The organism is Actinosynnema mirum DSM 43827 (assembly GCF_000023245.1).
Taxonomy (GTDB): Bacteria; Actinomycetota; Actinomycetes; order Mycobacteriales; family Pseudonocardiaceae; genus Actinosynnema; species Actinosynnema mirum.
In genome coordinates this window covers 6,587,462-6,600,758 of sequence record NC_013093.1, presented here as the reverse complement: position 1 = coordinate 6,600,758, position 13,297 = coordinate 6,587,462, and the positions used below count along the sequence as shown (strand labels likewise).

General features: G+C 72.3%; 15 protein-coding genes. 5 read left to right on the top strand and 10 right to left on the bottom strand.

What is annotated here, in order from left to right:
* Window positions 1–43: 43 nt before the first annotated feature.
* The 8 genes from AMIR_RS27570 to AMIR_RS27530 all read right to left on the bottom strand — a co-directional run bounded on the left by AMIR_RS27570 (window position 44) and on the right by AMIR_RS27530 (window position 5,280).
* Window positions 44–553 (bottom strand): hypothetical protein, encoded by a 510-nt coding sequence (locus tag AMIR_RS27570; protein ID WP_015804266.1) that lies wholly within the window; start codon window positions 551–553, stop codon window positions 44–46.
* Complete coding sequence (locus AMIR_RS27565; RefSeq protein ID WP_143760919.1) at window positions 550–1,059, bottom strand: HNH endonuclease; 510 nt, start codon at window positions 1,057–1,059, stop codon at window positions 550–552. The genes AMIR_RS27570 and AMIR_RS27565 overlap by 4 nt, the downstream gene beginning before the upstream one ends.
* Window positions 1,056–1,406: a hypothetical protein gene (locus AMIR_RS27560; RefSeq protein ID WP_015804264.1), complete on the bottom strand. Its 351-nt coding sequence runs from the start codon at window positions 1,404–1,406 to the stop codon at window positions 1,056–1,058. Before AMIR_RS27560 ends, AMIR_RS27565 begins: the two co-directional genes overlap by 4 nt.
* On the bottom strand, window positions 1,403–2,137 hold the full coding sequence (locus tag AMIR_RS27555) for a hypothetical protein (RefSeq protein ID WP_143760917.1): 735 nt from the start codon (window positions 2,135–2,137) through the stop codon (window positions 1,403–1,405). Before AMIR_RS27555 ends, AMIR_RS27560 begins: the two co-directional genes overlap by 4 nt.
* A 199-nt stretch (window positions 2,138–2,336) precedes the next feature.
* The gene (locus tag AMIR_RS36300; protein ID WP_015804262.1) at window positions 2,337–3,518 is read right to left on the bottom strand and encodes a hypothetical protein; all 1,182 of its coding nucleotides are present in this window, start codon (window positions 3,516–3,518) and stop codon (window positions 2,337–2,339) included.
* The gene (locus AMIR_RS27540) at window positions 3,515–4,492 is read right to left on the bottom strand and encodes a hypothetical protein (protein WP_015804261.1); all 978 of its coding nucleotides are present in this window, start codon (window positions 4,490–4,492) and stop codon (window positions 3,515–3,517) included. The genes AMIR_RS36300 and AMIR_RS27540 overlap by 4 nt, the downstream gene beginning before the upstream one ends.
* 72 nt (window positions 4,493–4,564) lie before the next feature.
* On the bottom strand, window positions 4,565–5,017 hold the full coding sequence (locus AMIR_RS27535; protein WP_015804260.1) for a helix-turn-helix domain-containing protein: 453 nt from the start codon (window positions 5,015–5,017) through the stop codon (window positions 4,565–4,567).
* Window positions 5,017–5,280 (bottom strand): helix-turn-helix domain-containing protein, encoded by a 264-nt coding sequence (locus tag AMIR_RS27530; RefSeq protein ID WP_015804259.1) that lies wholly within the window; start codon window positions 5,278–5,280, stop codon window positions 5,017–5,019. Before AMIR_RS27530 ends, AMIR_RS27535 begins: the two co-directional genes overlap by 1 nt.
* 147 nt (window positions 5,281–5,427) lie before the next feature.
* Between AMIR_RS27530 and AMIR_RS27525 the strand changes: the two genes are divergently transcribed.
* A complete protein-coding gene (locus tag AMIR_RS27525; RefSeq protein WP_187313451.1) occupies window positions 5,428–5,871 on the top strand; it encodes a helix-turn-helix domain-containing protein in 444 nt (147 codons plus the stop codon).
* Window positions 5,872–5,929: 58 nt separating this feature from the next.
* Here AMIR_RS27525 and AMIR_RS27520 read toward each other — a convergent pair whose 3' ends face one another.
* Window positions 5,930–6,187: a hypothetical protein gene (locus tag AMIR_RS27520; RefSeq protein WP_015804257.1), complete on the bottom strand. Its 258-nt coding sequence runs from the start codon at window positions 6,185–6,187 to the stop codon at window positions 5,930–5,932.
* A gap of 1,467 nt (window positions 6,188–7,654) precedes the next feature.
* On the opposite strand from AMIR_RS27520, the gene AMIR_RS27515 reads away from it, so the two are divergent.
* Window positions 7,655–8,017 (top strand): YbaB/EbfC family nucleoid-associated protein, encoded by a 363-nt coding sequence (locus tag AMIR_RS27515; RefSeq protein WP_015804255.1) that lies wholly within the window; start codon window positions 7,655–7,657, stop codon window positions 8,015–8,017.
* Window positions 8,018–8,024: 7 nt separating this feature from the next.
* On the opposite strand, the gene AMIR_RS38495 is transcribed toward AMIR_RS27515, so the two are convergent.
* The gene (locus AMIR_RS38495) at window positions 8,025–8,780 is read right to left on the bottom strand and encodes a ScoMcrA-related endonuclease (protein ID WP_015804254.1); all 756 of its coding nucleotides are present in this window, start codon (window positions 8,778–8,780) and stop codon (window positions 8,025–8,027) included.
* A gap of 84 nt (window positions 8,781–8,864) precedes the next feature.
* Here AMIR_RS38495 and AMIR_RS36290 point away from each other — a divergent pair, with 84 nt between their 5' ends.
* The 3 genes from AMIR_RS36290 (at window position 8,865) to AMIR_RS27495 (ending at window position 13,237) form a co-directional block, all read left to right on the top strand.
* Entirely contained in the window at window positions 8,865–10,229 is a 1,365-nt protein-coding gene (locus AMIR_RS36290; RefSeq protein ID WP_015804253.1) for a phosphorothioated DNA-binding restriction endonuclease family protein, read from the top strand.
* A 9-nt stretch (window positions 10,230–10,238) separates the two neighbouring features.
* Window positions 10,239–12,059: a DNA helicase RecQ gene (gene recQ, locus AMIR_RS27500; RefSeq protein WP_015804252.1), complete on the top strand. Its 1,821-nt coding sequence runs from the start codon at window positions 10,239–10,241 to the stop codon at window positions 12,057–12,059.
* A 347-nt stretch (window positions 12,060–12,406) separates the two neighbouring features.
* Window positions 12,407–13,237, top strand: a complete 831-nt coding sequence (locus AMIR_RS27495) for a pentapeptide repeat-containing protein (protein WP_015804251.1) — start codon at window positions 12,407–12,409, stop codon at window positions 13,235–13,237.
* The last annotated feature ends 60 nt before the right edge of the window (window positions 13,238–13,297 follow it).

Sequence of the window (13,297 nt, the reverse complement as noted above, 5' to 3'; positions counted from 1 at the left end):
TCGTTTTCCCCACGTGAGCCTCCTGGTAGTCGAGAAGCGCAGCTCAGGCTGCGTGGAGTTCCGAGGTGTCCGGCGCCCAGCGGCGGATTTCGCGCGGTTCGGTGTCGAGCAGGTGCGCGATCTGCTCGACCGTCCTGCCGTCCCTGGTCAGCGTCAGCACCACCTCGGCGAGTTCGACCGGGTTGAGCGCGGCAGCGGGCAGCTCACCCTGCACGGCCATCTCCACCGCGGCCGGGTTGATCGGGTAGCTCACCGGCCGTGCTGGTAGAAGAGCCAGCAGCCCGCCGTCCGCAGCAGTCCAGGCCACGAGCTCCCGGATCGACTGGGCAGGATCGACCATGGCGGCCAAGGCGATGAGGAGCGCGTCTTCGCCGTCCACGCCGCGCGGCGGGACGAGGCTGCGGCAGGTGGCCAGCGTGGCGCGAATCTCGTTCTCGTCCCGGTCGTGGACAGAGGCCGCCAGGCGGGCGGCGAGGTGGACGAGCTGGTCGACGTAGTGGCGCTGGCTGCGGACCCAGCGCCCGTCGTGGCCGTGCTCGAAGAGCCCGCTCATGCCGCCCACCTCGACTCCGGGTCGACCTGCAGTGGGTGCGGCAAGCACGGCGCCCACCTGGTCTCGCCGGGCAGCGCCCAGTCGTCGTGTCGCCGGACCGGCCAGTCTTCCGGTGCGATCCCGGACGGCACCAGCCAGCCCTCGCGCGTCGCCGCACGGCGGTCCTGGTGCTCTATCCAGTTGTGGCAGCCGCCCGGTGTGGTCGCGCTTCCGCACACCAGCACCAGGTTCGCCGGGGCGTTCCCGCCCGCCCGGCCGCGCGGCAGCCGGTGCTGCAGCGAGTACGCGGCACCAGCGAGCGCCCGACCGCAGCGCTGGCAGCACCAGCCGTCCCGCTCCAGCACCGCCTCCCGTGCCGCACGGGAAGGGCTGCCCGGGCGCGGCCGAGCGGGCAGGCCACGACGCTGCCGAGCAGCAGCGTCGTAGCGCACCAGCAAGGGCTTCTTGCGCTGCAACAACGTCCGCTTGAGCGGTGCGCCACGGCGCAACGGCGCGTTGCGCTTCACCGGAACATCACCCCTTCGAACACGCCGAGTCCGCGCTCGCGAGCGGTGTGGCAGAACCAGCTGTACCCGTGGTTGTTCGGCCTGGCGGGGACGATGCGGTAGAGGCCGGGGCGGGCTTCGGCGAGCAGGTCGTGGCAGAGGTCGGCGAGCTCGTCGACGGTGGCGGGGAGAGGGGTCGCGCCGGGGCGGTCGGGGTCACGTCCGGCCTCGGCGGCGGTCTGGTAGGCGATCTCGAAGTCTTCGTCGTGGGCGACGGCGAGGCGGAGGGCTTCGCGGGGGTCGAGAGTGCCTCGAACGAGGAAGCCGTCCTCCTCGAAGAAGTGCACGGCGATGGGGGCGGTGCTCACGCCGCACCCGGCTTCGTCATCTTGGTCAGGTGACCGGCCTCGGCGAGCTTGTCCGCCGCGCGCTGGAGCACGTCCGGCAGCGGCTTGCCCGCGAGGTCCAGCCAGGTTTGCGCGGTCGGGTCGTAGCTGAGCATCCCGAGCTGGTCCAGGAGCAGCACGCGGTGTTCGGCGGGCGTGTCCGCGAGCGGCAGCGTGGCGGGCGGGTCGAACCCGATCGGCAGGCCGCTCGCCCGGTCTCGCGCCCACTCCCACAGCTGCTCGTGCACGGTCGAACCGTCGTCGTAGGCGTCCCCCAGCAACTCGGCGACCTTGGCGGCCCGCTCCGGGGCGACCGCCGCCAGCTCGGCCATGAGCGCGACGATCGTGAAGCTGTCGACCACGGCGAGGTTGCGGACGTAGGTCATGATCGGCGGCTCGCTGTCGTCCCACACCCGCTCCGCCATGGCGTTTCCGGTGAGGAGGCTGGCCTGGATGATCTCGCCGGGTGTGCGTGGCACGTCGGCCCAGCGGCGGTCGGGCGGGTCGAGCAGGTCGGCGCGGCGGACCAGCGTGCGGGCCAGCTCACGCGCCTGTTGCGGGGTGAGGCGGATGCTCGGGCCGTCACCCTGAGCGCCGAGCCGCAGGTCGACGGCGGTGTCGGTCTTCTCGGTGGGCTCGATGTTCAGGGTGTGGCCGGTGCTCGTGCTGGGCCAGGTCTTGCCCTCGAACATCTCGGGCGTGCTGGTGGTCAAGTTCATCACCTCTCGGTGTGGTCGTTGAGGTCCCCGCACACGGGCGGGAAAGTGCGGGGGAGAACGGCGACGGCCGTGCTGAACGCGCGGCCGAGGCGAAGCAATCGGGGTTCGAGCAGCGCTAGGCGGTCCGCTGCGGCCTCCAGCGCCGGGAGGTGGCCGGGGCCGCCGGCCACCTCCCTCTGCGATGGCGCGGTGCTCACGCCGCGCCGGTCTCGGCCGCCCCGGCCACGACGAGCGGCTGTCCGGTCCGGTGGACGTGCCGGGCTGCCTCGGTGGCCAGGGCGTGCAGGGTGCAGGGCCCGTCCGGGATGCCCAGGCCAGCGCGGATGTCAGGCGTGATCAGCCCGGAGACGTCGGTGTCGCGCTCGTCGTCGGTGAGGTCGAGCAGGCTGTCCCACAGCGCGTTGATCTCGGATCGGGTGCCGAGCGCGAGGAACCGGTCGAGCAGGTTCGCCACCCGGCGTCCGCTCTCGACGGCGGGTGGCGTCGGCAATGCGGCCACGGGCGCCCGACGCACCGGGCGGGCGGTCCGGACCGGCGGCGCGGCCACGGGCGTGAGCGGCTGCTCGCCGGGCAGCACCTGGTCCGCGTCGAGCATCGGCCGCTGCGGCGCGCGGGTCTCGCTGGTGCAGCCGCACCAGTCCCACACCAGCCTGCGCAGGCTGTACTCCCGGCGCAGTTCGGCGCGCGCGGCCGGACTCAGCCGCCCGCGGCGCGGCACATCAAGCCGCAGGATCTCCGGCAGGTCGTCGCGGGTGCACCGCACCCACGCCGTCACGTCGTGCTCCAGCCCGTCCTGCGCGCGCAGCGACCAGCGCCCGTCGGCCCCGACCTGCTCCCGGGCGGTCATCACCACAGGGCCGGGCCAGGTGAGAATCTTGCCCATGAGCTGGCGGTGCCTGCCGCCGACCAACGTCCACAGGTCCGCGCCGACCAGCACCTCCACCTCGGAGGAGTAGGCGGGCGCCGGGTCCAGGCCGCGCGCGGCGAGTGCGCCCGCCGTTCGCCGCCGGGCCCGCGTGTCTGCGAGCTCGGCCAGCATCGCCCTGATCCCGGACATGGAGTCGACGGTCAGCGCGACCGGCAGCCCGCCAGCCTCGACGGCGGCGTGCGCGACATCCCAGGCGGCGCACACCTGCTCGTACAGGTCGCTCCAGGTGCCGTCGTGGTCGAGGATGTCGTACCTGGCACCGTCGACCGCGCCGAGCGCGTGCGCGTCCTCGCCCGCCACGGACAGCCAGTACATGCCCCCGAGCCGGGAGTCCCGGGAGAAGTCGGCCGCCGTCCACGCCAGCCCGGCCCCGGCTTCGCCGGAGAGCAGGATGCGCGGCCACGAGGCGCGCCCCGTCGGGGCGACGGTCCTGAGCGCGGCGGTCACTGCTCCTCACCGCCAGCCAGGACGGTGCCGGTGACGTCCACGATCCCGGACGCGATCAGCTCGTCCAGCAGGTCCTCGTCGCGGTAAGTGATGACGAGCCGAGGCGCGGACTCGGACACGGCGATGCCGGGCGGTGCCTGCTCCCCGACCTCCCCGCCCCAGCCGCACGCCTCCCTGGCTTCCCGGGACTTCAGCTCCAGCTCGCGGACAGCTTCGACGGGGACTTCGACGACCTGGTCCAGCAGGTAGGGGGCGAACCGCTCGAGGACGTTGATCACGTCCTGCTCAGTGCCGGTGATCCGGGTGCGGCGCTGGAGCTTGTCCGGGTAGGTGGCCCGCACCCACTGCTCCAGCGCGGACAGGTCCACGACCTTCGCCGTCCAGGTCGACTTGCTGATCGCGACCTGGGCGATCTGCCGCTCGGGGTCGCGTGGGTCAGAGGCGTAGTTCACGGACCCGCGGGCGATCGCCGTGGTGAACGCCTTGTGGGCAGCCTTGTGGGCGTCGTTGGCCCGCTTGGCGTTGACGTGGGTCACAGCGGCGGCAAGCGCGAGCCTGTTCGTGGCGGTGAGGTCGATGGGGGGCGTGGTCATGCTGCTGCTCCTGCGGCGGTCGGTGGTGCTGGCGGTGTGGAGGCCTGGCACGTCGTGCTGGTCGGGGATCTCCACGCGGATGGGTCGGGGGGAGCCGTCGGTCTGCTGCTCGTGGGCGTGCCGGGCGGCGGCGGGGACGCAGCGGGCGCAGACGTCGGCGGCGGTGAAGCGGGTGGAGTCGTTCGGCGGGTCGCCGATCACGCGGGCCACGGCGGTCGCGCTGCGGTCGCGGCACCACTCGCACGGGCCGGGCGGGACCTGGTCGGTGGTGGTGATCTCGATGCCGGTGAGATCACCCAGGCTGGTGAGGTCGACCCGATGCGTGGCGGGTGGCGGGCGTGGTGCCGGGTCCGGCACAGTGGGTTGCTGAGTGGGAGCCATGAGTCCTCTTGAGGGCGCGTTGAGTAGGCCGTCACCCGTCCGGCGGGTGGCGGCCTGCGTACTACAGGGGGATTAGGCGGACTTGCGCTGCTGCGCGGCCCTGCCGGCGAGGAATGCGAGGATCTGGCGACCGCTGGTGCGGGGCACGGCGCGCCGTAGGTCCCGTGGGAGCGTCCCGGACCGGCCGAGTCGTTCGGCGGCGTCGGCGCTGATGCCGAGCAGCACGCCGATCTCCGCCGAGGAGTACCCGGCGTCGGCCTGGATGTGGAGGCGGTGGTCCCGGACGGTGCCGTGCTCGGCCTCGGTGATGCCGAGCAGATCGAGGATCACCCCGCCGCCGATGATCCACCGCCTGCCGGTTGTGGCGGCGGGGAGCGCGAGGGGGTGCTCGCGAGCGAGCCGCTGCACCCGCGCCAGCGAGATGCCGAGCGCGCCCGCCGCCTCCTCGGCCGAGTAGGCGACCTGGATCGGCTCGATGGCGCTGGAGCCGAACACCAGTTGTCTGATCTGGGGAGGGACGTTCATCAGGCCACTGCCTGGGTGCCGAGGCGGCGAAGCACCTCGTTGAGCGTCGCCTCGATGCGGGCGAGGCGGTCGCTGTCGCTCTCCGGGGTCGGTGCCAGCACGGAGCGCAGCAACTTCTCGGAGCGCTGGGTGAGCTCGGCGCCTGCCTCGATCAGCCTGATGGTGTTGCGCGACAACCCGGTCGCGGCTGCGAGCTGGTGCTGGGTGTACCCCGCCTGCAGTCGCAATGGGCGTATGTCCTGCCTGGTCAGACGTGTCGACATGTCGCGTCCTGAGGTGAGTCGGGAGCTATCGGCATGTGACTAACATATGACTATTTCTGACTAACAGCAAGTGGGCTGATGCACGCAGTTGGCGGCCGTGAGCGATTCCGGAATCATCGCTGTATGCACAGCGGGAGCGGAGAGCAGGTGACCACCCTCGGTGGCCGCCTCCAAGCGGCCATCGAGCGTCGCAACTGGTCCGGCCGTGAGGCCGCTCGACGACTGGGCATCTCTCAGCAAACCGTTCGGAACCTGCTCGCTGACCAGACGCACCGCGGCGATCCGTTCCGGCCCAGCAGGGCAACGCTGCTGAAAATCGCTGACGGACTCGGGGAGCCGGTCCATCCGTGGCTTGCCCTCGCCGGATACGAGGTCGACAAGGTCGATCAGGGCGCGGAGATGCTGGCGGGCAAGATCGATCTTCTATCCCCTGACGACCGGCAGGCGATCGAGCAGCTCGTCGACTCCCTGCTCATCTCCAAGGGGTACGTGCACCCGGCGGTGGTGCGAGCGCACGAGGAAGTGGCGCGACCGGTCGGTCATGCCGTTTCCGTTGAGGAGGGCGCGCTCGACCCAGCCGCGCAACCCTGACGCGGGGCTCCGTCTGGCCGCGGGGTGACGCCGCTTCGTCGGCGCCACCCCTGATCCCCTAGGCCGGGTGCCGCTCGTGTCGGGCGTCGTCGAGCGCGTCGCTGAGCAGTCCTCGCTCGGAGGACGGGTCCGTCTCGCCGACGGGGTGGAGGCGGTGGAGGGCGTAGCGGTGGTGGCCGTCGCCGTCGGCGTGGACGGTCTGGACGATGACGACGGCGCGGGTGACGAGCATCCCGTCGCGCCAGGTTCCGGCGGCGCGGAGGGCGGCCTGGAGGCAGGCTCTGCTGTCGGGCGTGGGCTCCGATCGGTTGGTCATGCGGTTCTCCCCGGTGGTGCGGCGGTGATCACACCCAATCAGGGCAAACCGCCCTGTGCATTTTGCCGGTAGGAGTCCTGCCCGTCTGGGCTAGCGGGATCACCCATGCGAATAAGACTCGCGTTCGGAATCCACTCCGTGTGGCATGTCCGTTGCCGCATCGATGCGGCAAAGCCGTAACGCTGGCTGGCTTCGCTCGTTGCGTCGCCTTCACGAACCGTGCAGTGACTCTGTGTAACAGTCCGCCTCTCGGTGAACGCGTTAACGTCACGCAATCAGGCGCGGACCGAGGTGTCCCGGCGCGGTTCGCCGTCCGTCGTCGCGGTCGCTTCGCGGATCGGTCATACTCGACGCGGCAGATAGAGTGGCGAGCGCGGATCGGCAGAGCGCGTACGCGGACGAGGTTCCAAATCCGTCCAGTGTGCGTTCGAGTCGCACCGGGGGCACCACGCCTGACCAGCAATTCACGCTCATCCGCGCTGTTGTGCGCCGTCCCGCCGACCTTCGGGGGCGCCCGGCGCCCGCATTCCCCGTGCCCCGGCCCCGCCCGTCGGCGGCTTTTCACACCCCGTTCCCCGCAGGACCGCCCGGCGCCTTGTGCGCGCGGCGCGCGGTCGCCGGGGTGTCCGAAGCGCCGGGGTTCTTTTGCCCGAAGGGGCGACACCGGGCGGCCGTTGGGGAAACCGTTCACGGTCGGTGCCCGATGCGGCGCGCGGTGCCCTGGGCGGAACGCGCGCAAACCCCTCCGGAGGGCAGTGCCCGCGCGGATGGCGGACGTGCGGGGAATTCCCGGAAGCGCGCGCGGCGCGGACCCGGCGTTCACGTCGCGGAACCTTCCCGATCCGCATCGGGGCACCCCCTGGTGAACCGGAGGCGCACACGGCGCGCGCCTTCGGGAGGTTGTCCACGAACCCGAAGTGATCGCGACGGGACGCGATCCGGTTCGCCGCGGGTTCGCCCGCGAGAAAAGCGCCCCCCGCGCACGGCCACACCGCGCTTTCACACCGCGAGGTGAGCGGCGCGGAACAACCGGGTGGCGCCGCGCGGGGGAGTGTCGGTCGCACCGGGAAAACCGGCGCGTCCGGGTGTTCGGAGTGGATCGAACGGTTCCGAGCGGCCCTCGGAAGAACACGCGCGGTGTTCCCCTCGTCGTCGCCCTTCCGGCCGTCCCCTTCGGACCGCGCCGTTCCGTAGATCGTTTCCCGTCCGTGTCCGAACCGAGTCCTCGAACGGGGATGTCCCCTTCTTCACCCGACCGTGGGCGCGCCGACCTCCCGGTTGATCTCCACCCCCACCCCGCCCGCCGGTCAACGCCGCCTCCCCGCCCCTCCGCTCCTGATCGCCACCCCTGACCGTTCCGGGTGAAGTGCTGAACACCACCGGGCAATACCGACCCCCGTACGGCTGTCCTGCCGTAGCCTCCGGGGGCCATTCAGAGGTACGACGGCGGGGACGCGCGGGGGTGTCGTGAGGGACCGGCAGCAGCGCCTGGAGCACATGAAGCGCACGTTCGAGGAGCAGTCCGCGAAAGCGGGCGACGTCCAGCGGGCGATGCGCGAGCTGCGCGGCCAGGGCAGGAGCCCCGACGGCGCGGTCACCGTGACCGCGGCCCCGTCGGGCGCGGTGGTCGACCTGCAGCTGACCGAGGAGGCGCTCAGGCGCACCCCGTCGGCGCTGCGCGCGGACATCCTGTCGGCCATCCAGATGGCGACGCAGAACGCGACCCAGCTCCTGGACGACGCCGTGGGCCCGATCACGGGCAACCGGCTGGAACGCATCAAGCAGGGCCTCCGCCACCGCGACCCCGCCCAGGAACCGGGCGACGGCTGAGGGGGCGCTAGGCCCGGTCGTCCGCGAGCGCCTGCGCGCGGGCGGGGTCGACCGGCAGCGAACGGTGGTAGGCCAGGTGCTCGGCGGCGATCCGGTGCCGGGGGTCGCGGCGCAGCGGGCCGAGCGGCTGCCCGGCGTTGACGTGCCGGACGTTGTCGTCCTCGTCCACGTAGAGCGCCCGCGCGTCGAACTGGGCGTGGCAGTTCGGGCACAGGCACAGCACGTTGTCGGTGTGGTCGGGCCCGTGGTGCGGCGCGCCGAGCGCCCGGATGTGCGCGGCGTTGCTGAAGTGCCCGTACCCGAGGTCCAGCCGGGTGCCGCAGAACTGGCAGCGGTCCTCGTGGATCGCCTTCACCAGCGCCGCGACGTAGCGCAACCGCTGCACCGCGCTGGTCGTGCGCTCCTGCCGCGGCGCGGGTTCGAGCACCCGCCCCCGCTCCCACACGACGACCTTCTCCGCGTCGACCGGCGGCGCGGGGACCTGCGCGCGGTCGACGACGGTGAACCCGAGCCCGGTCAGCAGCCGGGTGACCGTGGCCTGCCCGCCGCTGAAGTCCGAGGCCCGCAACGGCTTCTGGTCGGTCAGGAACCCGTGCGCGACCCCGACGACGGCCTTGGAGTCGTACTCGCGGCCCTCGTAGACCAGCACGAACCGCCGGGCCTGCCCGAACCCGTAGCGCTTCCGGAACTCCTCGGCCCCCAGCCGATCGCACTCCGCGATGGCCCGCAGCACCTCGGCCCTGCCCACGTCGGCGTACCCCATGGCGGAAGCCTAGGAGGCGTCGCGGAATCCCCGGAATCACCGGGGCGCGCCCGCCCCGCGCGGCACTTCTGGCACGGTGTTCCGATGAGCATGACCTCGGACTCCGGCAAGCAGCTGAACGCGGCCTTCTCCGTGGTCCCGGACGGCGACGGGCTGGCCGTGGTGCTGGAGAGCTCCAGCGGTGCGGACCGCCAGCGGCCGAACGCCCGGAACCCCGACTACCGCGCCGCGCTCGAACTGCTGCTGCGGCGCCTCGGCGCCCTCGACGCCGTGCTGACCGCCGTGCTCGTGGACTCCAGCGTCGTGCAGCGCCTCTCCGAGGAGAAGCGCACCCTCCCCCTGGAGCGGCTGCCCCTCGCCGAGTGCTCCGACTTCCACGGGCTGCGCAAGCAGCTCACCCAACTCCAGCGGGGGATCGGGCAGTCCGGCGGGAAGGCGAGCAGCGGGAACGCCACCAGGCGCCTGCGGCTCCGGGTCGACGTGCCCGGACACACCGGGGCTGACGCCGCCGCCCTGCAGGCGCGCCTCGCCCGCTTCCCCGCCAAGCCCGAGCCGGAGCAGCCGCCCACCGAGCGCCCCGCCCCCGACTACGACGTCGTCTGGCCCACCAACAAGCTGCTGGTCGAGATCCGCGACCTCAGCACCCGCTCCGCCGAAGGCCGCGGCCTCCAGGAATCGCTCACCCTCCTCTGGGCCCTCGGCAGGCTGACGCGCGGTCGGGCGCGGCTCACCAGCTGGCCCGAGTTCGAGCGCGAGGTGGGGGACCTGCTGGTCGAGTTCGGCGAGAACCGCACCCCCGGACACCCCTTCTGGCACCTCGCCTCCGCCCCGGACCTCTGGGAGACCCACGGCCTCGCCGCCATCCCGACGGCCACCGACACCGGGGCCCGCGCGGGCTTCCCCGCGCTGACCTCCACCGCGCTGACCAAGGACCGCCTCCTGCGCACCCAGGTCATCGCCGTGCTGGCCAACGCCTACCTCGGCGACGACGCGCAGGCCGTGCTCACCAAGGTCGGTCTGGGCGTCGCGGACCTCGACCGCCCCTCGGCCTCCACCACCCGTGTCGAGCAGACCGCCCTGCGGAGCCTGCTCCTCGACGGTCGTGACGCCGCCCCGTGCGCCCTCTGCGGCAACGAGTACCCGGTCGAGAGCCTGGTCGCCGCGCACATCAAGCGCCGATCCGCCTGCACCCCCGAGCAGAAGCTCGACCTCGCCAACGTCGCCATGCTCGCCTGCGCCCTGGGCTGCGACCACCTCTACGAGCAGGGCCACCTCACCGTCGCCCCCGACGGCCGCATCCGCGTCGCAGACACCACCTACCCCGCCGTCCGCGCCCGCCTCGCCGAACTCGACGGCCGCCACGTCCCCGCGCACACCCCGGAATCACGGGACTACTTTGAGTGGCACTCCACCACCGTCTTCACGAAACCTGTCGGACCCGTCGGCTAGCCTTGCCCAATGGCTTCCAGCGACGCGGGTGAGGTCCTGCGGAGGGTCTTCGGGTACGAGTCTTTCCGCGGTGACCAGGGCGAGATCGTCGAGCACGTCATCGGTGGCGGCGACGCGCTCGTCCTCATGCCCACCGGCGGCGGCAAGTCGCTCTGCTACCAGATCCCCTCCCTGGTCAGGTCCGGTGTCGGGGTCGTCATCTCGCCGCTGATCGCGCTCATGCAGGACCAGGTCGACGCCCTGCGCGACGTCGGCGTGCGCGCGGGCTTCCTCAACTCCACCCAGTTCCCCGACGAGCGCCAGCTCGTGGAGTCCGAGTTCCTCGCGGGCGAGCTGGACCTGCTCTACCTCGCCCCCGAGCGCCTGCGCCTGGACGCCACGACCCGCCTGCTGGAGCGCGGCGACGTCGCGCTGTTCGCGATCGACGAGGCGCACTGCGTCGCCCAGTGGGGCCACGACTTCCGCCCCGACTACCTGGCCCTGTCGCACCTCAAGGAGCGCTGGCCGGACGTCCCGCGCATCGCCCTCACCGCGACCGCCACCAAGGCCACCCACGCCGAGATCGCCACCCGGCTCGGCCTGGAGGACGCCAAGCACTTCGTCGCCAGCTTCGACCGCCCCAACATCCAGTACCGGATCGTCCCCAAGAACGAGCCGAAGAAGCAGCTCCTCAAGCTCCTGCGCGACGAGCACGCGGGCGACTCCGGCATCGTCTACTGCCTGTCCCGCAACTCCACGGAGAAGACCGCGGAGTTCCTGGTGGACAACGGGATCGCGGCCCTGCCCTACCACGCGGGCCTGGACGCGGGCACGCGCGCGGCCAACCAGTCGCGGTTCCTGCGCGAGGACGGCCTGGTCATGGTCGCGACCATCGCGTTCGGCATGGGCATCGACAAGCCGGACGTCCGGTTCGTCGCGCACCTGGACCTGCCGAAGTCCGTCGAGGGCTACTACCAGGAGACGGGTCGCGCGGGCCGCGACGGTCAGCCGTCCACGGCGTGGCTCGCGTACGGGCTGCAGGACGTGGTGCAGCAGCGCAAGATGATCGAGGACTCGCAGGGCGACCAGGAGCACCGCCGCCGCCAGGCTCAGCACCTGGACGCGATGCTGTCGCTGTGCGAGGCCGTCGACTGCCGCCGCGCGCGACTGCTGGAGTACTTCGGCCAGAGCGGCGAGCCGTGCGGCAACTGCGACACCTGCCTCGCCCCGCCGGAGACGTGGGACGGCACGGTGCCCGCGCAGAAGGTGCTGTCCACGATCGTCCGGCTCAAGCGCGAGCGCAGGCAGAAGTTCGGCGCGGGCCAGATCATCGACATCCTGCTCGGCCGCAAGACCGCGAAGGTCATCCAGTTCGACCACGACTCGCTGTCGGTGTTCGGCATCGGCGAGGAGCTGAACGAGAGCGGGTGGCGCGCGGTCGTGCGGCAGCTGCTCGCGCAGGGCCTGCTGGCGGTGGAGGGCGAGTACTCGACGCTGACCACCACGCCGGGTAGCGACGAGGTGCTGTTCCAGGGCCGCAAGGTGCTGATGCGCCGCCAGCCGGAGCGGGTCGAGAAGGTCCGCACGGCGCGCGGCAGCGGCAAGCAGCGCGCGGACCAGCTGGAGCTGTCGCCGGAGCAGGAGGAGGTCTTCGAGAGCCTGCGGACCTGGCGCGCGGCCACGGCGAAGGAGCAGGGCGTGCCCGCGTACGTGATCTTCCACGACGCCACGCTGCGCCAGATCGCGAGCACCGCGCCGAGCACGCTGGACGCGCTGGGCGGCATCAGCGGGGTCGGTGAGAACAAGCTCGCGAAGTACGGCCAGCAGATCATCGACACCCTGAACCCGTGACCGCCGGAGACCGCTCCGAAGGCGGGAAGACCGGCGGCGGACGGCGAAAGGGCGCTCGCGGGAAGCCGACCGGCAGCGGGACGGGCGGCATGACGGGCGCTGGTGGCGCCAGGTCCGGACGCGCTGGCGGGGCCGAGGGCGGACGCGCAGGCGACGCCAAGCCCGCCCGCACGGCTGGTTCCGGGACGAACGCGGGCAAGGCCGCACCGGGTGCGCGAAAGTCCGGAACGGGCCGGGGTTCGGACCGCTCCCGCGCGACCGGGGTCCACGCGAACCGGTCTCGTCCAGGTGGCTCTCGCGCGGCCGGCACTTCCGCCGACCGTGGCCGACCGGCCCCGATCGACCTGGTGCTCGAACCGCCCCGCGAGTGGCAACCGCTGCGCGCCGACTGCTCGCGCTGCGCCGGCCTGTGCTGCGTGGTGCCCGAGTTCGCCGCGTCCTCGGACTTCGCGATCACCAAACCGGCCCGCACTCCGTGTCCCAACCTGGGCCCGGACTTCCGCTGCGGCATCCACACGCGCCTGCGCGCCACCGGTTTCACCGGCTGCACGGTGTACGACTGCTTCGGCGCGGGCCAGCACGTCACGCAGGTCGTGTTCAACGGCCGCGACTGGACCGACCCCGAGGTCGCAGGCCGCCTGTTCGAGGTGTTCCCGGTGGTGCGGACGCTGCACGAGGTCCTGAACTACCTGGTCGAAGCCGCCGCGCGCCTCCCCGAAGGCGGCCTGCGCGCGGAGGTCGTCGAGGCCCGCAGGGACCTGGAGACCCTGCTGTCCCAGGGCCCCGACGTCCTGCGGCGCACCAACCCGGAAGCCCGCCGCCGCGAGGTGAACACCCTCCTGCTGCGCGCCAGCGAGTCCCTCCGGGCCCCGGCGTCCCGCAGACCGGACCACCGCGGCGCGGACCTGATCGGCCGCTCGTTCGCCGGAGCCGACCTGCGCGGCGCGTCACTGCGCGGGGCCCTGCTGATCGGCGCCGACCTGCGCGGGGCGGACCTGCGCGGCGCGGACCTCATCGGCGCGGACCTGCGAGGCGCGGACCTGCGCGGAACCGACCTGCGCGAAGCCCTGTTCCTGGTCCAGTCCCAACTGGACGCGGCCAAGGGCGACCGCACCACCACCCTCAGCGCACCCCTGACCCACTCCCAGCACTGGCCCGCAGCCCTCACCCGCAGCTGAGCACCAGCCACCTGCTGAGCACCCGCTGACCGCTGCTGAGCGCTCGCCGAACCCTGGAGC